Source organism: Pseudomonas tremae, from assembly GCF_001401155.1.
Taxonomy (GTDB): Bacteria; Pseudomonadota; Gammaproteobacteria; order Pseudomonadales; family Pseudomonadaceae; genus Aquipseudomonas; species Aquipseudomonas tremae.
This window is the reverse complement of sequence record NZ_LJRO01000013.1, coordinates 1-18673: the sequence shown is the minus strand read 5'-3', so window position 1 is coordinate 18673 and position 18673 is coordinate 1. Positions and strand designations below refer to the sequence as shown.

The following is an 18673-nucleotide window of genomic DNA, read 5'->3' as shown; positions in this document are numbered from 1 at the left end:
ACGCTTGCCTTGACTAAATTGGGGACACAACAATGAAGTGGAATGAAAAATGGATGTGGGGCGCTATAGTTTTCTACATCGTTTCAGTGGCTGGAGTTTATATATTTAATTTGCACGACTATCCATTCTCTAAGTCTCCAGGTGACTGGGGCACCATTGGCGATTACTTTGGCGGCTTAATCAACCCGCCAACTTCGCTTATTGCGCTGTATTTTTTTATAAAAACATATTTGAGCCAAAAAGAAGAACTATCAGCAACGAAGATCGCTCTGGAAGACAGTGCCAAACATCAAGAGGCGCTAGCAAAAGCTCAGATCCTGAGCATACAAGCTGCAGCAAAGTTTGAAGAAATAAAATTCTGGTCGAGCGAGGTAGAGAGATGCACGATAGCAACAAATAACAACCGGAAAACTTGGAATCTGAACGGTAAACAGCTATTCACAGACGAAGAAATACATGGCTACAGACTGAGTTGCTTCGCCATGATGGATAAGCTACTTAAAGAATCCAAACTGCTGCAGGTCGAAGTGGAAGATCTCAGAAAGCAACCATAGACTCTCGATGGCTTCAACTTTCTAAGAAATGACAGCATCTTTGCAAGGCCAGATACGAAGCTATTCGCTTCAGCCCGAGCCACGCACCGTTGACTGCCCCGCCTGGAATCAAGCCTCCCAGTCAACGGACTCACAGCAAGGGCATTTGTATCCACGGTTGACGATCCATGTGACAATCTCGTCTTTAAACACAAGAAGAGCGATACCACCAGTAATGATCGCAGTCACAATCGTGAGAGCAAATCCGGTACCGGCGAAAAGATAGTATCTCCACGCTTGGAACCCACCCATCGGCAGTGCCCCGCCGAGAATTTTAATGAACAGCTCAAGATTGGTTTCTTCCGTATGCCCACAGCCTGGGGTCTTGCATCTAATCTTCATAATGGTTTTCGGATTCGATTGAAGAAGCATAAGTTAAATATTGAAGCTGAGAGATATTAATGGCTCAGCCAGTCGCTTGGACCGCCAATGTTCTATCTCTGGCAGATTTTGGTCCAGCTCTCTAGATTTTCAGTTTAAGCCAAAAATTGCCAATTTCTTCTGGTGTAGAAATTTTATAGTCTAGCTTAATCTTTTTTTGAGAAAATTCGCTATGACTTTTAAACACTGCCTCACCTTCAGAACTATCCATCAACACCCCTTCACCCATAGGGTCAAACTGAAAATAGTCTGTATGGAGTGCTTTGAAACGGTCTTTATATGAGACAAGCAAATATTTCTCAATGCCGCCTATAATGTGTTTTTCCTTACTACTATACTTCTTGGAAAAGACATCTAATCTATCTTCCAAGAGACCTGCACCCTCTATATCTTGGTACAGCACAAAATTCTTGTCGCTACCATCCACCCATGTCACGTTAGGAAAATACCCTTCAAGGGGTATAGTAGATTTATTAAGATGAGTATTTTTTGTATAAGGTCCGTTAATTGGAACAACCTGCAGCTCTCGCAGCTCTCGCAGCTCTAAAAACGCTATAGGAACAGCGCGCAGTTCGTACATTGAATCCCCAGAGTTAGTAACTTCCAGCTTCTCTTTTCGAACTCCATCTTCCGAAGATACAAACTTAAAACGAGCCTTAATATTTGGTAAATAAGGAAGCGTAGCAATCCTTTGGGCATCATTCGCCAAGGATAGCTGGGCTTTGGCTATGGAATTAGCGTTAATCGAAACAATGATAGCCATGATCGCTAACAGTACAGAGACGCAAGTTTCAAAATAAATTTTATTACTTGTGAGGAAGACTTTCAAGTTAACTCTCTTTTTATCAATACTAGGCCATTATGCAGGTATCATTATGAGGGCCTCACTGAGCTCTGTTGCTCTCGCCAGATACCAACCAGTGATCAGCGGCTGATTCCATCTCTGCGAATGACTTCTGCTTAGCGCTTGGCTAAAGCTTTCTCCAAAATGAGCTTCAGATCTGGAGCGACCGTAAAACCCTCTGGGATGGTGAAGTTGTTCAGAAGCTTATCGCTGTACCCGTTTTGGGTGGCCACAACTTTTATTTGAGCCAATAGCTTCTTACCTTTGACGGTAATTGGACTAGGCCCCGCCCCCAGAGCCCATAAGTCTTCGGTCGCAGGTGAACCACCATCCGGCCAAATTAGCCTATTGATGACTTGGCGTTTTGAGAAAAAATCAGCTCGTGCCTTACTTACAGCCTTGGACGCAGTCTTCCGCCATTGCTCAGCTTCATCAAGCGAGATTTCGTACAGTGATGCCAGATAGTCGGCTGAGCAGAAATATCCTTCAATATCCGAACCTGCGGTTGTCCAAGGATATACTCCCTTCGTATTGAATGTTTCTGCCCATTTGGTCGCTTCCTCAGGCGTCATGAAGTCACCGTCACGGTGAATTACTGCTGCAACATCAATCTTGCCATCAACTAGCAAGCCGGAAAGTAGTTTGTCTTTGGGAAGGTTTTCGATCCCAAAACATCGACATAGCGACAGCTGGCGACCAAGCTCCGGCCATTGTTTGAGGATGGCCCGCAAGGGTTTGTCATCCTCATCCTCTATGAAGAACAAAACAGATTTGTCCAGCCCACCCCATCCCAAAAGCCGGCGTATCGCCTCGTCATCATCTGTCTTGACTAAGCCTTCACTCATCCAAACCAGCTTCGTCATAGGGCTAGCTGCACGAACCACATGTGGGCTATGTGTGGACAAGATGATCTGCGTATTATGTTCATCAGCTGCCTGCTCAAGAGCTTCAATCAGCCGCTCTTGTCGATTCGGATGAAGATGGGCATCTGGCTCGTCAATCAACATGAGCCTCGGCTCAAAGAAAATGAGATAAGCAAAAATCTGAATTGTTTGCAGGATGCCTGTAGCGGCGGTTTCTAGTGGCCTTTTATAACCATCCATTTGCACCGTGGCGGAGATATGAAAGTCTTCCCTGTCATCGTAGGACACATCGATAGACACGTTAGGATGCACTTTCTGCAGCAACAAATTTAGCTGCTTCAAACGCTCCTCTCCCATCAAACTATCAGGTTCATCCGCTTTGCGGGCCTTGAGGTTCAATAGTATGTTTCGGAGGACTCCTCCCGCATCACCGCTGGCAGCCTGTCTACGCAATGATGGCTGAGCCAAGATAGCCTCCCTTTCAGAGAGCCCCGCCAAGCCAGGTATATAGGTAGTTAGAAACTGAAACCGCTGTTTGTACGGTGTGACAGCACTTCCCCCGTCGATATGGGCCGTAACCCCAGCTTTATTTCTCGCCGCCCTCAACCGCACGACAGTCTGAACTGGATCGTCGCCGGCCGCTGTGCGATTGAAAGCAACCTCGACAGGCGTCGATGTAGCTCCTGGTTTTAACTGACCATTGTGAAGCGTCGATAGTGGATCGCTTGAAGGTATGTAATCTAACCGCTCGAAAGAAATCATTTCTTTCGTGTTTTTCGGCAGAATGTAGCTCGCGGCGCGCGCAGCCCAGTGAATAGCCTGAAGTACCGATGATTTTCCGCAACCATTCGGGCCGACCAGAATGGTTACCTTGCCCAAAGGTATGTTTGCGCGCTTGGCAGCCTTAAAGTTCTGAACAGTGATTGACTCCAAAGGGCTCCAGCGCTTCGCACGCGTCGATCGCGTATCCGGGAACGCTACTGCAGGCCCTAAGAGCTGCTGAGGTGCTTCAGCTTTTTCCACGTCTTCAGGCGCGCTCCGTGGGTGCCTAGTGCGTATAACTCGCCTGGCGACGGGTGCTAGATCTGCAATTTCTACAGCATATTCCGGGTTCACTAGATCTTGCATCGGTTCCTTCCTATCGATACTGCCGAGCGCACAGCACTTCTACGCCAAAAATAGCCTTGTGCCAGTATATGGAGCCCGTCGCTCCTTGGATATATCAGCTGGGCAGCTTCGGCTGACTGGTCAGGCCCCGGTCACGCTGCTGGCGCGGGGGCCAGCGCTTGCCGACCTACAAAAAGCGCCCTGTAACCACGCAGGAAATACTTGTTCGGCTCCTTCTTCTTGGCGTCTTCCGAATGCTCGCGCGACAAGTTGGCCAGCAACCCGCAATTGATGAGAAATGCATTCGCCCGGGGGATGCGCTTTTCGGGCACACCGGTCTTTTCGCAGATCGTTTCGAATGAGGCCATGGTGTAGGGCGTTTTGTTATCCCGGGCGAAAGCGAAATAGAGGAAGAGCTTGAGTGCATCCAACTCGCAGACCGACCGCTTCTGGAACAGCTGGAAGGGCTCGATCAGTGTCTGCTTCAAAGGAACGTACAACGCCCTCGCAGGCAGCTTGCACCAGTTGCCGGTGAAGTCGTAGCCAGTAATCAGGTACCGGCATTTCCGGCCTTGTTTCTCCGTGGTGATCCGCCCGGCCGCCACTAATCCGTCCAGTCCCGTTGCGACCAGCTGCCGACTCAGATTGGTGATCCGCATCAGATCGCTATAGGTGATATCTGCAACCATCTTGCAGCCATCTGTACGCCAGTCCTCTTCTGCGACAGTCAAAAGCGCGATGTACAACTGCAGCGCAGCGATTGCCTTGGAGCGCTGCACGGTGCTGGAGTTCGCCCATCCGAAGTCACGCAGGCCTCCTCCCTTGATCCACAGCGCTGGCATCTTCACCCAAGGAAAAATCCTCATTTGCCTACTCCTTGCTGCAAACCAATGACGATGATCGCAGCGAAGACTGCGAAAGACAGAATGAGCGGAACTAGCTTGTCCGCGTTAGGTGCGAGCTTTTCCAGAGCTTCTACAACTTTGCGAAAGTTATTCACTTTGTTAGGTCTCAAATGGCTTTTGATGGGACCTTTCTACCGAAATCGGGAAACCTCTCTCTAGATATAGGTGACGCGACTTTTCAAAAAATCTGCTAAAAAACTTTAAAAATCATATTGTTGTGATAAAAAGTGAAGTCTTTTATGATCCTTAATTAGTTCACGAATGGTCATTTTTGAGCTTTTCAGCGTGAATTTTCTGGCCTGGCAAGCCATCAACAGCCCCTACCCACGCACGACCCTCTCCAACTGCAAATTCAGCGATGGGCGTGCCGAGCAACGGAAAGGCCTAGCGAGCCTGCTCAGTCGGCCTCATTCGCTCGTCGCTGACCTGTCGTAGTCGCTTGAAATCAAAAAATGGATTGCCGTACAAAAAACTCGGCGAGCGGACATCCGAATTTCTGTCAGGACGAGCATGTTCGTGGTCAGGGAAAAACGGGAGGTCGTGATGATCAGGAGCAGAGTCCGCCCGGTACACCTGCTTTTTTTCTGAAGGGCTGAAAAGCATGTAGGAGTAATTAATCAGCGACTTCAGCCGCAGTAGCCACCACCAGCCGTGCGGCAGGTCAATTCTGAGGTGCCATCCCTTTTCACGCTTCTCCGCACTCGCAGCAATACCTCCAAGCTCTTCAGCGACCATGGCATGAACGTGTGGTATCAATTCGTCAGGGATGAATTCGCTTCGACCGAACTCGGGGATATCTATCGAGAGGGAAAACAGCGTTCCCAAAAACTTCAGCACATTCGGCTGCTGTTTGGCCTGTTCTAGGTGCAACCTACAGAGCGGCAGCTGGATGAGTGTCCCGCTACCAGGCACGCTGGCGATTGTGGTTCTGGCGCTGCTGATTGCAGGCTCCTTGCAGGCGAGGCAGGCACCCAGGCTAGAAAGGATCAAGGATCTGGCCACGGTAGTGTTGGCGAAACGCCCTTCAGCCAGATCGGCAGCCTCTTTGGTGGTCGACGTCACCCACCGATGCCAAGCATCGTAGACAGAGCGGGCAGCCGGGGTGTCGAGAGCGCTGTAAAGCGTTCGAGTATCCGCGACAGTTACCCAATCGGAAGACATCGCTTTGACATCGAGAAGCGGCCCTCTATATCGATAGCTCCTCAGAGCACCACAGAAGTCGGACTGAGGGTAAATCAGTACGCCCTCCTGTTTGTTTTTAATCCAATATTTCACAGGTGCGGCGTCAATCAGTCTCTGCCAGACCTCGAACCTGTAGGTCACGCTTTCACATACAAAAGATAAGCGCCGCTCTACGAAGTCGAAGTTCTTGAATGAGATAGCGGCAATGAAGAGGTCTATTGTTGATGCCTCCGGAAGAGGCCCGTCCATCTCATCCAGTAGCGAGTCCAGGTTGAAAAGCTTCCAACGGTGATCGTTATCCATACCAGACCTCCCAGAAATCTTACTTTGCTCTACTGCAGCCGGCAGAACGACTTACGGGACTTGAGAAGTGCTAACGACTCAAAGCCTGTCAGCAAGCCCTTGCTCTCGAAGGCTGCACCCCTTGGCCTGCTACAGCAAATGGGTGATGGTCCATCCTTGATCGGTCAATGCCGTTTTACACTCGTCTGAAACCCGTTCTGCATTGACTGCCAAGCACAGAAAGCTTGTAGGTCGCGACATACCGACATACAGGTTTCGAAATTGAGAAAGCTGAGTCTCAGGCATTTTAGCGTAGCGAGTATCAATCCCAGCAATTATGGGTAATGCCAGCTGTAGGTCGAAGCGACGACTTGGATGGCCTAAAGACTCCATGACGAGGGTCGCCAGATGCGTTTCGCCTTTCATCGAGGCGAGGGTACCGATATGAATATCTAAGCTGCGACCATTTTTTTCGATAGAGCACATGGACCGGTGGGCTCCGTGAATAGCCATGGCCTCTGGTCGCTCAAAAACCGGGAGCGCGGCGAATATCTGTGGCGTCATGTGATTTGGGAGCAACGGGCGCAGCCTCACGTATAAAAAATTCACGATACGGATACGCCTAGCTTCATCCGCATCGCTCACGTTTTTCATGCACAGATCACGAATCAGTAGCCGGAAGGCTGAAACATCTTCATCAGCATCACGCAGTTTTCGAATTAACTGATGGTCGGTTTTCAAGCCTTCGACAATTTCTGCCTTGGCCGCGCGCAGTACCAGAAACAGCGCTCTGCGGATCTCCTCAAATCGTGATGAGAACGATGCGTTTACGGCAGGCTTGGGCCCCCCGAGAAGCGCCCAGAATCGCACAAGCTTTAGGCCGGGTGATTGGTCGCCGCCCGAAGCCGGCCAGTAGTCCAGGAGAGTACGGCCAGCTATCTGTGTTGGAGCATCGCCCTGTTTGCGAGCGCAAAGGGCTTTGACTTTTCCACTAGTCAGATCGGTATCGCTGAACCGGTCTAGTACATGGTCTCCAAACGTCGAGATCACTTCCTGTACTCGCCCGGTGCTGTAGACGATCAGCATGGAAGCTTGACGGTCTTCGCCCTCTCCGGTAATAGCGGTACCTGCCAGCTGTGCTCTAGACACGGACTTAGCGATGTGGGGACCGAAGCGCTTGCTGGAGGAGATCGGAAGTACGTCGCCTCGAGGGAAAGTCAGGTTTTCCGCGCCTTCCGAGCTTCCAAGGATTCGTTGGTTGATGTCGCCGAAGCGCTGAATTGTGACAGTCTCATCGAACATCAGCTGCAACAAACGCTCTTGCTCCCAGGACGTGTCCTGCATTTCGTCAATGAAGACGATAGGGAACCGGCGGGATAGCTGGGTGCGAACCTTAGGGAAAAGGGTCAACAAACGTTCTGCGTACGCGAACATGTCCGCGTGCCGGAAAATCCCTTCAGCGGCGAGTTTTTCTTTGATACCGACGATTGTCGGAAGGGTTTTTGCGCCTGGTTTAGGAAGCGAGCCAAACTCGCTGGCGAGGTCCAGAGAGGCACCCTTGTAGACCAGCCCCTCTAACATGGGCGTTACGCTCGCATTCTTTTGCATGTACAGATTCAAGCCAAAGTTAGCTTGGGCTAACGCCAATGCCCGGCGAGCAAAGATATCGTTGTCGATGACATCGACAGTCATCCCATTGCTTCGCAGGTAGGGCAGAGCCAGAAACTGATTCACCATGGCGTGAATCGTCCCGATGAAGTGGGGATGCGTGAGCAGGCGACTCCCGTCATGGCTTGTACCTAACCGATGTTGAATTTCATCACGGGCGACATTGGTATGGCTGAGCACACAAACGCCTGTGCGGCTTGAGGTCCATCTGCGGCTCAGCATCAGGAGCTTCGCGGAGAGTACCGTTGTCTTGCCACTGCCTGGCGCGGCGTTGATGTCACGAGACTGGTTCTCCAGCAATACGGCACGCCGCTCTTGATCATCGAAGTTCAAGTCGGGTGTCAGTTCGCGTAGAGCCGCAAGATCGGCAGCATTGATCACAGGGACTGTCATGGCTTAGCCCTGCCAGTCAGATGCCGTAACGCCTGCTGTAGGTAAGGCGGTAGCTTGTTGAACAGCTCATCGCCTTTCCCATAGTCGCCTGTTGAAATCAGGTGAGCAGCGTATTGGGCGGTCATCGCTTTTGATGCCTCTTTTTCAACGAGCGGTTGATAGATGAGTGACGCCAGTTCCACTGGCGTGTGCCCAGCGTTCGAGAGTTCTTTCCAGCGCTCGCCTGCCTCGACGATCGTCTTCTTCTCATCGTCCTCCGTCAGCCGTTCACCCCTCGAGTCTGCCTTCTTCGCCAAGTGAATTGCGTCATGCATCAACTGGGCAAATCCATGAAGGGCGAGATCGAATTCCAGCGTCCAGTTGTTGGAGACGCAGACAATTGTGCTACCACCCTGGGCGCGGTCGACCTTCGTTTTGACCAGTGCCTCGACTTCCTCTGGCGTGTAGTCTTTTTCGAATCGTTTACGGTTGTTCTTGGGAGGAGATATGTAGGTGGCCTCATTGGGGACGATGTCACGATCCGTGATGCAGGCGACAGGAATGGGAATCGCCGAGCCATCAATCGGCTGCAATATTCGCGCGTAGTGATAAAGCCCAACTCCGCCAACATTAACGCAAGAAATGCCGTGTTCGTTGAACGAGTATCCTGAAGCAGCAGCCAGAGCGGGCAGCAGCAGCGCTTCTGCTGGCCCTTCCACGATCGCAACGCCGCGAGCGAAGAACAGATTCGCTTTGGTAGCATCGATAAAGCGCCTCAAAAACTCGTAATCACTTTTCAGCAGTTTGGTCTTCCCGTGAGCCAGACTGAACAGTTGGGCACGGTTTACCAAGGTCAGGCTTGCGATGTCCGCACCCGCCGCCAGAGATGGGCTGTGGGTAGTCATGATGATCTGAACAGGGCGACTATCTGGCTCCGCCGCTTTGGAGGTGCGTTCGAGGAGCTGCTGAACGCGCTCCTGCAGCTGCGGATGGAGATGGGCCTCGGGCTCCTCGATCAGTAGCAGTCCGAGTTCATCACCGTCCCGCAGCAGAACCAATTCGGTCGCCATGAACAGAGCATTGTTATAGCCGAGTCCGCGAATGTACCGCTCACCTGGATCGATGGTAGAGGATGGCAGCAGCGCCAATTCGAAGCGCTCCAGAATGGGCTGCAGGCCCAACTCTGGAGCGATCTGGATACGTGAGGACAGGGCATCGCCAGCGAACGCGAACTTGTTCAGGTAGTTGTCGTTGATGTCGTCTTGCACATCTCTGATGACCTGATGCTCGCCCAAGTGGTGCTGAGCAAACGCCATCAGCCCGACCAGGTTGCTGGGGACGGTGGCAGGAGCCGCTAGGTCGAAGTCATTTTGCTCCTGCCCATCAATACGTTTATGTGCGCCCAAAATTTGGGACAGCCGAGACTGGCGACCGGGGCGTAGTTCGGCTTCGGCATCTCGAAGGGGGCGTAAATAGGTGGCTCGGATGAGCTCGCGAACCGCCGTGCCGATCTCTGGCCCCGTGCCGTTCGGACCCGAGCAGGTAATTGCCTCGACCCGTCCTCGCTTGTTGGCCTTCGGTGGTACCCAGCGCGCCTGCAGATAGACGATCAAGCTATGAGACCCGTCTGCTTCGTGGGTCATCCATTCGAGAACTGAAGCCTCTTGCGCGGGGTCTAGGTCCACAAGAGTGGCTTCGATGAACAGGGAGCGGGCTCGTGCTGTGCCCGTGATGTGAAAGTCAGTTTCGAAGAGGCGAATGAACTCGTAGCTGGTTGTCCACAACACGTAGCGAATCGCGTCGATTACAGAGGTTTTACCGGAATCGTTTTCCCCGACAAGAATGTTCAGTCCGGAGGCAAGCTCCCAGTCAAGTGATGGGGCAACCGTACCGTCGCCAAACGCACGAAAATTTGACGCCCTGATCCGCTTCAAATGCATCTTGCTTCTCCGTCCTGTTGGAAAGCCTGTCCCGGATGGCGTAAGGCAGTCCGTGCAATCTGTGGGTGTGATGGGCTTTTATCACGGGAGAAAGCGAGTCGGAAGGGTAATTTAGTGGCAGGGAGCCATTGCTGAGAATGGGATGCGAATTCCACGGGCATTTGGACAAGCATGTTGGGGCTACGGTGCGCTGCATGACGGCAATGGTCGCGTTGGCCGGGGTGTAACGCTGGGCGATGTGGCGCGACTGGCAGGCGTTGCCCTGATGACGGTGTCGCGCTGACTGAATCAGCCTGAAACTCTCAGTGGCCAAGCTCGGCGGCGCCCAGAGGGTTACCTCAAGGGGAGTTATTCGTCCAGAAGAGCGAAGTTCAGCCCCAAGATGATCTGGGCAACATCAATTTTTTCTTGTTTGCAAAACAGTTTGATATCACGCCACGCGGGCCAATCGGATCGCGCTTTAGTGATGCCTACCATCTGGATTCCAGAATCGTTCTGGCCGTTGTCAAACGTGAGCCCGTGTTGATCAAGAATTGAGAAAAACTCTCGGATCTCGCGCCGCCCCATGTCCGTTGCTTGCTTGATGTCGACAGTGGACACCTCAAGTGTATTGAGGACACGGCACTCTTCTGCACGATTGACGAGAACGAGAAAAAACTCACGGCAAGGAATAGGAAGATTCTTTAGCTGACTGGCGAGCTCAGCGACTTCCTCCAGAACAGCGTCAAGCTCTACTTTGGAATGCCCCCACGAAAGTGCTCTGTTGATTTTCAGCAAATTGACGGCAGTCAGCGGGTTGCTAAGCGTCGTGTGATCACAGACCTGCTGCACCATCACTCCGACTACATCCGAAAACCGAACCTCATGACCTGCTTTGTAGCGTTTCAACAAGGCTGCCGGGAACTGTGCAACGTTGTTGGTTTCGATGTGGTGGTCGTAACACATCAGCATCAGATTCGATGCGTCCCGCCGCTCCTCATTTGTCTGGTTGGGGTTGAATCTTTCACCTCCAGACTCGGCAGCTTCGATGTGACAAACCTGCGCAACGAACAAGCCTTTGCTGTTGAAAAGAGCTTTTTTGCATCCCGGAAAAGCGCAGCGGTTACCTGATTTCAGATACAACTCTCGCACAGTGTTGCGTGTCGGAGTAAGCCTTTTTGGCTGTTCTATCATCGATGCATTCACTCTCTACCATGTGTCGTACAGGGCATTATGCCCCGACGATAACTGTGTGTATTGATAATAAAGGTTGTCACAGGCTAGAGGAGAGGATCCGATGGGCCACGCTACGCGTGCTGCGGGCATCGCCCGCAGGTACCCAGCGCATCGAAATGAAGCTCAATATCTGCTACGTCGATTGTCTTATTTCTTTCAAGCTCGGGGCGCCATTGGATAACGCCACCCTCATCACGGAAAGGTTTAAATTTTCTGGCCTTGTAGATGAGGCTGGCGGCATGTTCAGGGGAGTCCGCTAGCATTGCAATCCTGTACTTAAAAAGCAGTAGGACCCCTGCGAAGAGGTTGCGAGCAGATGAGACAGCTCGAAGGAGGTTGCCGTTACTTCCCTGGGTGAGCTGATAGCCCTCAATCCCTAGCTGAATCGACGTTACAGCATTTTCCAGAACCTTCGCTTTATCCAGGGTAGGGACGCCCTTACTCGACATCGAACATTTCTCCCTGTGCGCGCTCTTGGCGCAATAAGGGAGGCACAATACTCTAATTCCATCCAACGCCCGCCTTGGGCAGCCTTGCGACCGTGTATTGGCTCGCGTCTAAATACCAGAGTCGGCCCTTGCCTTGGTAAGTGGAGAATTACATTCCACTTGACCACCCGTTTGCATTGCCACTGACCAGTCATTTGCATTCGACGTGACCAGGCGTTTGCACGAGACTTGACCGGCTGGAGTAGACCCAATGCCGACCTTCCCAAACGGCTGAGATCGGCCAAAAATAGTCAGTGTCTAGGAAGTCGGGGTGATTCAGCGGCTAGCTTTTTTCTGCAGCTGTCACTTCGAGGAGAGCGGCCGGTATGATGAGGAGAAACGGATGTGACCTATTAGTGATGGGGACTGCTATGAACGTGTTTATCAGCTCTGTAGTACGTAATTTCGAGCACTATCGTGCGGCCGCTAAAAAAGCAGTTTCTCTTTTGGGGCACACCCCTGTGATGTGTGAGGATTTTGGTGCAAGACCCTATTCCTCTGAAGTCGCATGCATGACCGAGGTTGACCAAGCCGACGTAGTGGTGCTGATTCTTGGCGCGGACTTCGGTTTCAAAACCCACACGGGTGAGTCCGTCACTCAGCAGGAGTTCCGTCGCGCCAAAGCTGCCAATAAACCCATCCTGGCTTTTCTGGAAGAGGTTCCGGTCGAGGATGATCAAAAACGCTTTCACTGGGAGGTTTCCGATTACGTCGACGGCCTTTTCCGTTCAACCTTCACAGGTGATCGCGACCTTTCAGACAAAATCATCCAGGGGATAAGCCAACTTACAGCCAGTCGCAGCGCCATTTCCGAACAGGATTTCGTTCAGCACCTGCAGAATCGTAGCAACAGCCGGAACTGGAATAGCCGGCCTCGTGAAGATCGCCTAGAGCTCGTGTTTCTGCCGCAGCCCATACTCTCGGGTACGTTGCGTTCCATGCATACCCAGCATGATGAATTCTTCCTCAAGCTTTCTCAGACGGGCTTGGTTTCTATCAAGGGTGGTTACAAGTCATTTGACGAGGGAGACATCACCGGCCTAGATACGGAGGAGGCCTCTTGGCGGCATCACGATAATGGTATGAGCTGGCTCTCTATCCCTCTGGCAGCCCCAGGAAAGGGCGGCGAATATTTTGCCTCCTATTACATCTCGCCCAGCCGGCTAAAACGCTTTGCGGAAGAAGTTTTTAGCTTGATTAGCCGAGGTAAGGGAGGCTGGTTCCAACTGGGGATCTACGGAATTTCTCACCACATCTACGCAGAGCCGCCAACCACCCCCGCATCGTCGATGTCCATGCCGCACCGCAGTGAGAAAAACATTGAGGAAAGAAAACTGCTGATTCCAGCGTCACAGGGCGTTTTCAACCAGTGGCTGGAAGACGCTTTGTTCCGAATCGGGCGCAAGCTTTCCTAAAGAGTTGAGCCTGGCAAAAGGGCGGAAGGGGGATAAGCAACAATGACCCCTTCGACCCCTTCGACCCCTTCGACCCCTTCGTGTCTCAGCTTGGCAGTTCTTCTAGTTTGAAGATCCGTTTGTCAGTAACCGTCCGGCCAAGTCATCTATGGACATGCGCGCCGGTACCGAGACGGCATTGGCCAAGGTGACCGCTGTGTTCGGTGCGGCGCAGCCGCACTGTGCTTACCCATCACCGCTCGGCAACTGAATGCCCTGCGCGCACTGCAACGTACCGACCCCGACCTGGGCGAGCTGGCCACGGCTGTCGCGCTGGCGTTCGACGCCTCGACCATCGACAACCCGGATCTGGCCCGGTTGATTCTGGAGAAGACCTGCTGCCGCATCGTCGCCGGTGAGCCAGGCAGTCATTGGTTGCCGGTGCGCTCGCGTCGAGAAGCATTGCGCACCTGGGCCAGCCTGACGGCGGTGGGCCGCTTTGCCGAGTCGGCGGGGATTCGCGCTTTCCAGGTGGAAGTGTGAGGCGCTGAACGGTCATCCAACGGCCAAGGCATGGCCTACGCTTTAGAATGGGTGATGTGAGGTTGTACCCAATTCCCTGGATGGAGGTGTGGTATGACGGAAGATACGGTGTTTGCTCGCTGCGTCACGCTGGATGGCAGTGAGCTGCTTCATGAACGGCAGATCGGCTGGGCCGGGCGCTGGAGTCTGATAGGTGATTTCGTCTTGTGTACCCAGTGCCTGGCCGCGCAGTCCATAGGCCTGGCGCAAAAACCCTTTGAGCATGCGCCCGACTGTGTGGCAAGCCAGTATGGGCTGCATCCCTGGCACGAGCTGGCTTACCTGTTGAGTGAGATCCCTCCGTTAGCGGGGCAACCCCTGCACTGACGGTCGTTGCCCGGTTCGCCCGTCGAATTCGCATGAATTGGCGGGCGGCTAGGTTTGCGATGCGTTCACCGGCGGCGACTTGGGTCGTCGACGTCCATCATAAATTCACTCTCGCGGCCAGACGCCTGCTATTTGTCCGCACGGGTAACCAGACGCTTGCCCTTTCTACCTCCCAAGCCGTTCCTTCACGAAGTTATCGGCTTGAAGAACGAGTTTGGACACATGGCGTTCAAATTGCTGTATGGCGTAACGCATCTCTTTTTTACCCCAACGCTGCTCCAGCTCCATTTGACGTTTTCGTGCCTCAGGTGATCCGAGGATCGATCTCGAATCTATGAGCAATATCTCTCCCTCTGTAGCTTGCGCTCTGGTACTCATCGCGACTTGAGAGCTGTGAGTACCGACCACGCTAAACCCCATACTCTCGTAAAACTCTACATTCGAGACTGAGCACGTCAATTCAGCATGAGGATAGCGATCAAGCATCGCGGCTAGCAGGTTTTTCCCAATCCCACGTCCTTGATGAGTACTCTTCACCGCCATGTAGCAAACACCACAAGTGTCGATCTGTCTCATCACGGGGAGGTAAAGTAGGAACCCAACAACCTCATCTTGCTTCATTTCATCAAAAGCCAAGAGCAGCTCGACGGGGGCATTAGCGTATCCGATTCGCTCGATGTACGACTCGACCTCACATACGAGCGCCCACTGGTAAAGGCTATAGAAAGCGTTGCTGGCAGGAATTGCGTCAAGCCTCAGGTCAGTGCAAAAAGATGCGACTAGTTTCAAAACCTGATCAACGGCGGACTTGTCTGGACCTGCTTGGTGATACAAAACGATGGACATCTTATTTCCTTTAAGATCTTTTAGATGCGGCTTGGGATGGGGTCAGGATCGTCGGACTGTCTTCGACACCTTGAGTCAGTCGCTCAAGCCCTACTCGATTGAACGGAAGTTCCACCCCCTGAAAAGCTTCAACCAGTCGGCGCTGGAGGTCGGCTATAGCGGGAATCTCCTGGTATCCCGTACCAATTCCCCAGCTACCGTCCAAATTCGCGAAATATGTCGCCGACTCTTCGTCGTAACCTACGACGCCATGAGCCAGCCAATCGAAGAATCCGTAGCCTTTCTTATCTTCGATCTCGTCATCATCCAGTTCCGTGAAAATGCTGCCAAATGCAAATCGAGACATTACTACTCCATTTCATTGCATAGACAGCTGGCCGATTAGTCATCGCTGTCTCGTTTTAAAACGCAGCCTACAACACGCCTTGCGATGGTGCTATGAATCGGTAGGCGCCCTTGCAAGCCGTAGCCGTAAAAAATGTTGAGTCAGCAACACTAGACGAACTACCTGACCAACTGATACACAGGATGGCTTTTTGAGATTGTCGCAAACAGAAACGCAGTTGGGCGGCGTGGAGCCAGAGTCATTACAACAAAGGATAGCGCTTGAATCAGTGCCAGATGGATCTAGCAACGACGCCAAATGGGGTCAATGGCCATGAAATTGCACACGAGAGCTTGGCGTTAGAATCTAGCGAGCCGGATCGTGCAGAACTTCATGTACACATGAACGGAGCCATCCCGTTTTCGACGATCCAAGACATCTTTACGGACGAGCTAACAGAGCTGCCGCCTGGTTTCGTGGTCGAGCGGGACATGTTGCGGCATACACCATGTCAGTCGTTAGCGGCATACCTTACCCCTTGGCAAGTATTGCGGCTCTTCCCCAGGAAACGCGAGAATGTCGCCGCTGATGCAGAGTTGACCCAGCTGCCGAAATTTCGCTGACCCAAACTTCTGCTCCGTAAAGCGTTAGCAGGTCTGACCTTGGGCTGAATACTTATTGGGCAACGCCAAGTCGGCACATGGGTCAATTCTGCTTCAGCGGTATCACCCCGGTTTTTTAGGCTAGGGCTTGGTGTGCTGCTGAGGCGTTTTCCCTCAACTCTTCGTTTGATGCGCAAGCCTGATGATTTCGGCTACCGCCTGGACAAGCTCAACGCGGGTTTCATCGTCCACTTGTTCCAACTCTTGGCCAACTCCGCGACGGTCCCCAAGGTCAGCCAACACCCCCGAGCAGCGGCATGCGCCCAATCGACGGCAGGCGATGGGGTATCACTGTCGACGTCGGATGGGAATTCCGCTCCCATCTCAAGGCTTGATTTACACTCATGACTTGAACCCAATGGCAGGGGTAGGAATCGCGTTCATAGAATGTCCCTTAGCCCCTTGGCTGTGCAGCGGCCCATTGGATATAAGCGCTTTCGATCAACCACGTAGCATCAGCTGCTGTGGGTACAGGATTGAGCGCTATTTGAGCCAGCTTTTTTTCTATCCACGTCAGCAGTGCGGTGCGTCCTGCCGGACAAGGCATCAAATCGCGCTCCAAATGGTTGGCAAGCTCTGAGATCGCCACATCGCGCTCGACACTTTTTGTAGTCATCGCAATTTTCCTTGCTGATTACTTGCCGAGGTTGAGGCCAGCATTTGTAATCGTTGCGCCACCTTTTTTCAGCACTCCTGCGTCAGCAGAAATCACGCTGTAATGACCTGGTGGGATATCGCTAGTAAGCGTCCCGCCACACTGAGGGCATGCTGGATTCGCCAGAATCGCCAATTTGGATTGGACGTCATCCGGCCACCAAACCTTCTGACAATTCCCAAGGCATGCATGGCTTGGTGCCCCCTGATTAGCACTGTAGATGAGATGCCCTTTAGTTTTCACGATCTGCATTGGTAACTCCCTGCTCAATCTCATGGCGCGAAAAGCTCCCTCTCCTAGTGGCTTAGCCCGCGCAGTGGCGGGCTTGGTGGTGCAGCGACTTTTTCCTCACTCCTCAGGGCTGTAGTGTGCGTTACACTTGGGACACATCCATTTACCTGCAAAGTGAAAATCAGGTGAGACGTTGGCCAATCTGACCCGGAGCTGGTGAGCATCCCAACATGAGGTACAAAACCTCCCAACCTCTCCATCGAAGCTGTATACACCTTATTCCGTGTACGTTGGCTGACCAGTTGCACTTTGATTAATTTGAGCCTGAAGCAGTGCAATCCGGTCTTGAGCTGCCGCAAGCTTCATCTTCAGCTCGCCAGATTCAAGTTTAGCGTCCCCAAGCGCCGAATGCAGATCCGCAACGAGCATTTTGAAATCTGCATCCCCGACTTTCTTAGCCAGGTCCCTAAGATTGTTTGAGGCGTCTAATGCTTGTTGTAAAAGCGCGATGATATCCATTTTTTGCAGCTCAGCCCTGAGGAACGAAAACCATCCCTCTCCTGCGCACTTAGCCCGCAGGGCGAGCTTGGTGGTGCTGCTATTTTTTCATATCAATGTGAAATTCGGGAAATGATCGGTTCCCAGCCAGGCCAATCGCTGGTGCCAAATTCACCGTCGCCAGTCACATGCTTTTTTTCCCATTCGACCAGCGCGCTTTTTTCCGCCTTAGTTATGACCGTGGCGGCTTTAATTATTCGCTCATAGCGAGCAATTTGTGCTTCAGCCTTTTCTTTTTTCATAGAGATTTTCCGTGAAGTTGGTTGGTTACTCGGCAGCGGCCCATTTGCTGGGCTCGCCCAGCTGGTGCGCTGCTTGATTGGCAATATGCAGAGCCAGAAGGGCGCCGACGCGCTCCATCACTGCACGCAGGCGAGTACGCTCGCCGGCATCCCCAGTGCAGGCCAGCCAGGCATGTTGCGCCTGCCGGTAATCATTCAGTTGGTCCAGGGTGCTGCGATCCAGATGGACGGCCAGGGGTTCGGTCAACAGCGGCGGCGGCTCGGTACGAATGTACTTACGGGATATAGTGACCATGTCGTCAGTCCTTCGATGTCGTGGGCGCAAAAAGTGACATCGTTCTACTGCCACTGCCTAGCTCGATGGCTGGGCTTAGGCAGAATTGGGCGTTTTCCGTGAAGTTATGGCCGGGAGCGATTGGCCTTGTCGGCTGTTTCGTACCAGTCTGTGCGATAGAGCCTATAGGCCAGGCCGGAAAAGCTGTTTTCCGCAGTAGACAGCTTCTTTTCAGCTTCGGCCAGATCGTTGGTTTGCTCGATGGGAATCCACTCGCCACTGGCCAATTGTTCTTCAACCAACCACAAAGGTTCGGGTATCTCTGGTGGGTTGGCTTGGACAGTGTCCGGAATGACAACCTGCCTAAAGCCCGCCCAAAAATGCTCTTCGCCCAGCCTACGACGCGTCAAGGCATCCACGGCATCAGCCAACCGACCTTCGGCGACGCTAAGCAGCGAGCGTGCGCGCTCGGCGGCATTCACATCCCCACTTTCCTCATGCGTAGCGCATTCATGGCGAAGGCGCCGGTAGGCATTCAGATATTCGAGCGCCAGATCATCCAAAATCTGCGTTACCGGCTCGGTCAATACTGCCGGCGGTGTAGTGCGGTTGTACTGATCGCGGGTAGTCATAAGTCTATTCCTACTTGCTGGCCAACGAACGCCACTGGAGCTTTACCAGCTTGGGTAAGGGCCTGGGCAGATTTATTTCGCCGACCTGACTGATACCAGCTCGAT

Annotated in this window: 22 protein-coding genes; 6 read left to right on the top strand and 16 right to left on the bottom strand. The window is 52.6% G+C overall.

Annotation, left to right across the window (positions count from 1 at the left end):
- Positions 1 to 32: 32 nt before the first annotated feature.
- Entirely contained in the window at positions 33 to 554 is a 522-nt protein-coding gene (locus tag ALO43_RS00160) for a hypothetical protein (RefSeq protein ID WP_147461986.1), read from the top strand.
- A 502-nt stretch (positions 555 to 1056) separates the two neighbouring features.
- Here the strand turns inward: ALO43_RS00160 and ALO43_RS00150 are convergent.
- The 6 genes from ALO43_RS00150 to ALO43_RS00125 form a co-directional block, all read right to left on the bottom strand.
- On the bottom strand, positions 1057 to 1803 hold the full coding sequence (locus ALO43_RS00150) for a hypothetical protein (RefSeq protein WP_054996942.1): 747 nt from the start codon (positions 1801 to 1803) through the stop codon (positions 1057 to 1059).
- Between the two features lie 131 nt (positions 1804 to 1934).
- A complete protein-coding gene (locus ALO43_RS00145; protein WP_054996951.1) occupies positions 1935 to 3614 on the bottom strand; it encodes an ATP-dependent nuclease in 1680 nt (559 codons plus the stop codon).
- A 326-nt stretch (positions 3615 to 3940) separates the two neighbouring features.
- Positions 3941 to 4654 (bottom strand): helix-turn-helix domain-containing protein, encoded by a 714-nt coding sequence (locus tag ALO43_RS00140; RefSeq protein ID WP_054996941.1) that lies wholly within the window; start codon positions 4652 to 4654, stop codon positions 3941 to 3943.
- 423 nt (positions 4655 to 5077) lie between these two features.
- Positions 5078 to 6178 carry a hypothetical protein gene (locus ALO43_RS30585; protein ID WP_054996940.1) on the bottom strand — a complete coding sequence of 367 codons (1101 nt, stop codon included), beginning with the start codon at positions 6176 to 6178 and terminating at the stop codon, positions 5078 to 5080.
- 129 nt (positions 6179 to 6307) lie between these two features.
- A complete protein-coding gene (locus tag ALO43_RS00130; protein WP_054996939.1) occupies positions 6308 to 8218 on the bottom strand; it encodes a UvrD-helicase domain-containing protein in 1911 nt (636 codons plus the stop codon).
- Positions 8215 to 10137, bottom strand: a complete 1923-nt coding sequence (locus ALO43_RS00125; RefSeq protein WP_054996938.1) for an ATP-dependent nuclease — start codon at positions 10135 to 10137, stop codon at positions 8215 to 8217. Before ALO43_RS00125 ends, ALO43_RS00130 begins: the two co-directional genes overlap by 4 nt.
- 142 nt (positions 10138 to 10279) lie before the next feature.
- Here ALO43_RS00125 and ALO43_RS28030 point away from each other — a divergent pair, with 142 nt between their 5' ends.
- The gene (locus ALO43_RS28030) at positions 10280 to 10420 is read left to right on the top strand and encodes a helix-turn-helix domain-containing protein (RefSeq protein ID WP_083492083.1); all 141 of its coding nucleotides are present in this window, start codon (positions 10280 to 10282) and stop codon (positions 10418 to 10420) included.
- Between the two features lie 65 nt (positions 10421 to 10485).
- Here the strand turns inward: ALO43_RS28030 and ALO43_RS00120 are convergent, their stop codons facing one another.
- A complete protein-coding gene (locus tag ALO43_RS00120) occupies positions 10486 to 11310 on the bottom strand; it encodes a hypothetical protein (protein ID WP_054996937.1) in 825 nt (274 codons plus the stop codon).
- A gap of 113 nt (positions 11311 to 11423) precedes the next feature.
- On the bottom strand, positions 11424 to 11801 hold the full coding sequence (locus ALO43_RS00115) for a hypothetical protein (RefSeq protein ID WP_054996936.1): 378 nt from the start codon (positions 11799 to 11801) through the stop codon (positions 11424 to 11426).
- Between the two features lie 410 nt (positions 11802 to 12211).
- Between ALO43_RS00115 and ALO43_RS00110 the strand changes: the two genes are divergently transcribed.
- The 3 genes from ALO43_RS00110 to ALO43_RS00105 all read left to right on the top strand — a co-directional run bounded on the left by ALO43_RS00110 (position 12212) and on the right by ALO43_RS00105 (position 14143).
- Positions 12212 to 13255 carry a DUF4062 domain-containing protein gene (locus ALO43_RS00110; RefSeq protein WP_083492086.1) on the top strand — a complete coding sequence of 348 codons (1044 nt, stop codon included), beginning with the start codon at positions 12212 to 12214 and terminating at the stop codon, positions 13253 to 13255.
- Between the two features lie 219 nt (positions 13256 to 13474).
- A complete protein-coding gene (locus ALO43_RS31240) occupies positions 13475 to 13777 on the top strand; it encodes a hypothetical protein (protein WP_083492082.1) in 303 nt (100 codons plus the stop codon).
- Positions 13778 to 13870: 93 nt separating this feature from the next.
- Positions 13871 to 14143: a hypothetical protein gene (locus ALO43_RS00105; RefSeq protein ID WP_054996935.1), complete on the top strand. Its 273-nt coding sequence runs from the start codon at positions 13871 to 13873 to the stop codon at positions 14141 to 14143.
- Positions 14144 to 14308: 165 nt separating this feature from the next.
- Here ALO43_RS00105 and ALO43_RS00100 read toward each other — a convergent pair whose 3' ends face one another.
- Together ALO43_RS00100 and ALO43_RS00095 are read right to left on the bottom strand one after the other, a co-directional pair.
- Positions 14309 to 14989, bottom strand: a complete 681-nt coding sequence (locus ALO43_RS00100) for a GNAT family N-acetyltransferase (RefSeq protein ID WP_054996934.1) — start codon at positions 14987 to 14989, stop codon at positions 14309 to 14311.
- A 10-nt stretch (positions 14990 to 14999) separates the two neighbouring features.
- Positions 15000 to 15335 carry a hypothetical protein gene (locus tag ALO43_RS00095; protein ID WP_054996933.1) on the bottom strand — a complete coding sequence of 112 codons (336 nt, stop codon included), beginning with the start codon at positions 15333 to 15335 and terminating at the stop codon, positions 15000 to 15002.
- Positions 15336 to 15595: 260 nt separating this feature from the next.
- Between ALO43_RS00095 and ALO43_RS00090 the strand changes: the two genes are divergently transcribed.
- On the top strand, positions 15596 to 15937 hold the full coding sequence (locus ALO43_RS00090) for a hypothetical protein (protein WP_235812519.1): 342 nt from the start codon (positions 15596 to 15598) through the stop codon (positions 15935 to 15937).
- 433 nt (positions 15938 to 16370) lie between these two features.
- On the opposite strand, the gene ALO43_RS00085 is transcribed toward ALO43_RS00090, so the two are convergent.
- From ALO43_RS00085 to ALO43_RS00065, 6 genes are all read right to left on the bottom strand, one after another.
- Positions 16371 to 16592, bottom strand: a complete 222-nt coding sequence (locus ALO43_RS00085; protein ID WP_054996931.1) for a hypothetical protein — start codon at positions 16590 to 16592, stop codon at positions 16371 to 16373.
- 18 nt (positions 16593 to 16610) lie between these two features.
- Positions 16611 to 16883: a hypothetical protein gene (locus tag ALO43_RS29805; RefSeq protein ID WP_147461985.1), complete on the bottom strand. Its 273-nt coding sequence runs from the start codon at positions 16881 to 16883 to the stop codon at positions 16611 to 16613.
- A 255-nt stretch (positions 16884 to 17138) separates the two neighbouring features.
- On the bottom strand, positions 17139 to 17381 hold the full coding sequence (locus tag ALO43_RS00080; RefSeq protein ID WP_054996930.1) for a hypothetical protein: 243 nt from the start codon (positions 17379 to 17381) through the stop codon (positions 17139 to 17141).
- Positions 17382 to 17473: 92 nt separating this feature from the next.
- A complete protein-coding gene (locus ALO43_RS00075; protein WP_054996929.1) occupies positions 17474 to 17662 on the bottom strand; it encodes a hypothetical protein in 189 nt (62 codons plus the stop codon).
- 25 nt (positions 17663 to 17687) lie between these two features.
- On the bottom strand, positions 17688 to 17957 hold the full coding sequence (locus ALO43_RS00070; RefSeq protein ID WP_054996928.1) for a hypothetical protein: 270 nt from the start codon (positions 17955 to 17957) through the stop codon (positions 17688 to 17690).
- 104 nt (positions 17958 to 18061) lie between these two features.
- Positions 18062 to 18568, bottom strand: coding sequence for a hypothetical protein (locus ALO43_RS00065; protein WP_054996927.1), 507 nt, complete (start codon positions 18566 to 18568; stop codon positions 18062 to 18064).
- Positions 18569 to 18673 lie beyond the last annotated feature (105 nt).

What these genes read in the sequence shown, in the direction of transcription:
- ALO43_RS00160 (WP_147461986.1), top strand. Translation starts at nt 33, where the DNA reads ATGAAGTGGAATGAAAAATGGATGTGGGGCGCTATAGTTTTCTACATC.
- ALO43_RS00140 (WP_054996941.1), bottom strand. Translation starts at nt 4,654, where the DNA reads ATGAGGATTTTTCCTTGGGTGAAGATGCCAGCGCTGTGGATCAAGGGA.
- ALO43_RS30585 (WP_054996940.1), bottom strand. Translation starts at nt 6,178, where the DNA reads ATGGATAACGATCACCGTTGGAAGCTTTTCAACCTGGACTCGCTACTG.
- ALO43_RS00130 (WP_054996939.1), bottom strand. Translation starts at nt 8,218, where the DNA reads ATGACAGTCCCTGTGATCAATGCTGCCGATCTTGCGGCTCTACGCGAA.
- ALO43_RS00125 (WP_054996938.1), bottom strand. Translation starts at nt 10,137, where the DNA reads ATGCATTTGAAGCGGATCAGGGCGTCAAATTTTCGTGCGTTTGGCGAC.
- ALO43_RS28030 (WP_083492083.1), top strand. Translation starts at nt 10,280, where the DNA reads ATGCGAATTCCACGGGCATTTGGACAAGCATGTTGGGGCTACGGTGCG.
- ALO43_RS00120 (WP_054996937.1), bottom strand. Translation starts at nt 11,310, where the DNA reads ATGATAGAACAGCCAAAAAGGCTTACTCCGACACGCAACACTGTGCGA.
- ALO43_RS00115 (WP_054996936.1), bottom strand. Translation starts at nt 11,801, where the DNA reads ATGTCGAGTAAGGGCGTCCCTACCCTGGATAAAGCGAAGGTTCTGGAA.
- ALO43_RS00110 (WP_083492086.1), top strand. Translation starts at nt 12,212, where the DNA reads ATGAACGTGTTTATCAGCTCTGTAGTACGTAATTTCGAGCACTATCGT.
- ALO43_RS00105 (WP_054996935.1), top strand. Translation starts at nt 13,871, where the DNA reads ATGACGGAAGATACGGTGTTTGCTCGCTGCGTCACGCTGGATGGCAGT.
- ALO43_RS00100 (WP_054996934.1), bottom strand. Translation starts at nt 14,989, where the DNA reads ATGTCCATCGTTTTGTATCACCAAGCAGGTCCAGACAAGTCCGCCGTT.
- ALO43_RS00095 (WP_054996933.1), bottom strand. Translation starts at nt 15,335, where the DNA reads ATGTCTCGATTTGCATTTGGCAGCATTTTCACGGAACTGGATGATGAC.
- ALO43_RS00085 (WP_054996931.1), bottom strand. Translation starts at nt 16,592, where the DNA reads ATGACTACAAAAAGTGTCGAGCGCGATGTGGCGATCTCAGAGCTTGCC.
- ALO43_RS29805 (WP_147461985.1), bottom strand. Translation starts at nt 16,883, where the DNA reads ATGCAGATCGTGAAAACTAAAGGGCATCTCATCTACAGTGCTAATCAG.
- ALO43_RS00080 (WP_054996930.1), bottom strand. Translation starts at nt 17,381, where the DNA reads ATGGATATCATCGCGCTTTTACAACAAGCATTAGACGCCTCAAACAAT.
- ALO43_RS00075 (WP_054996929.1), bottom strand. Translation starts at nt 17,662, where the DNA reads ATGAAAAAAGAAAAGGCTGAAGCACAAATTGCTCGCTATGAGCGAATA.
- ALO43_RS00070 (WP_054996928.1), bottom strand. Translation starts at nt 17,957, where the DNA reads ATGGTCACTATATCCCGTAAGTACATTCGTACCGAGCCGCCGCCGCTG.
- ALO43_RS00065 (WP_054996927.1), bottom strand. Translation starts at nt 18,568, where the DNA reads ATGACTACCCGCGATCAGTACAACCGCACTACACCGCCGGCAGTATTG.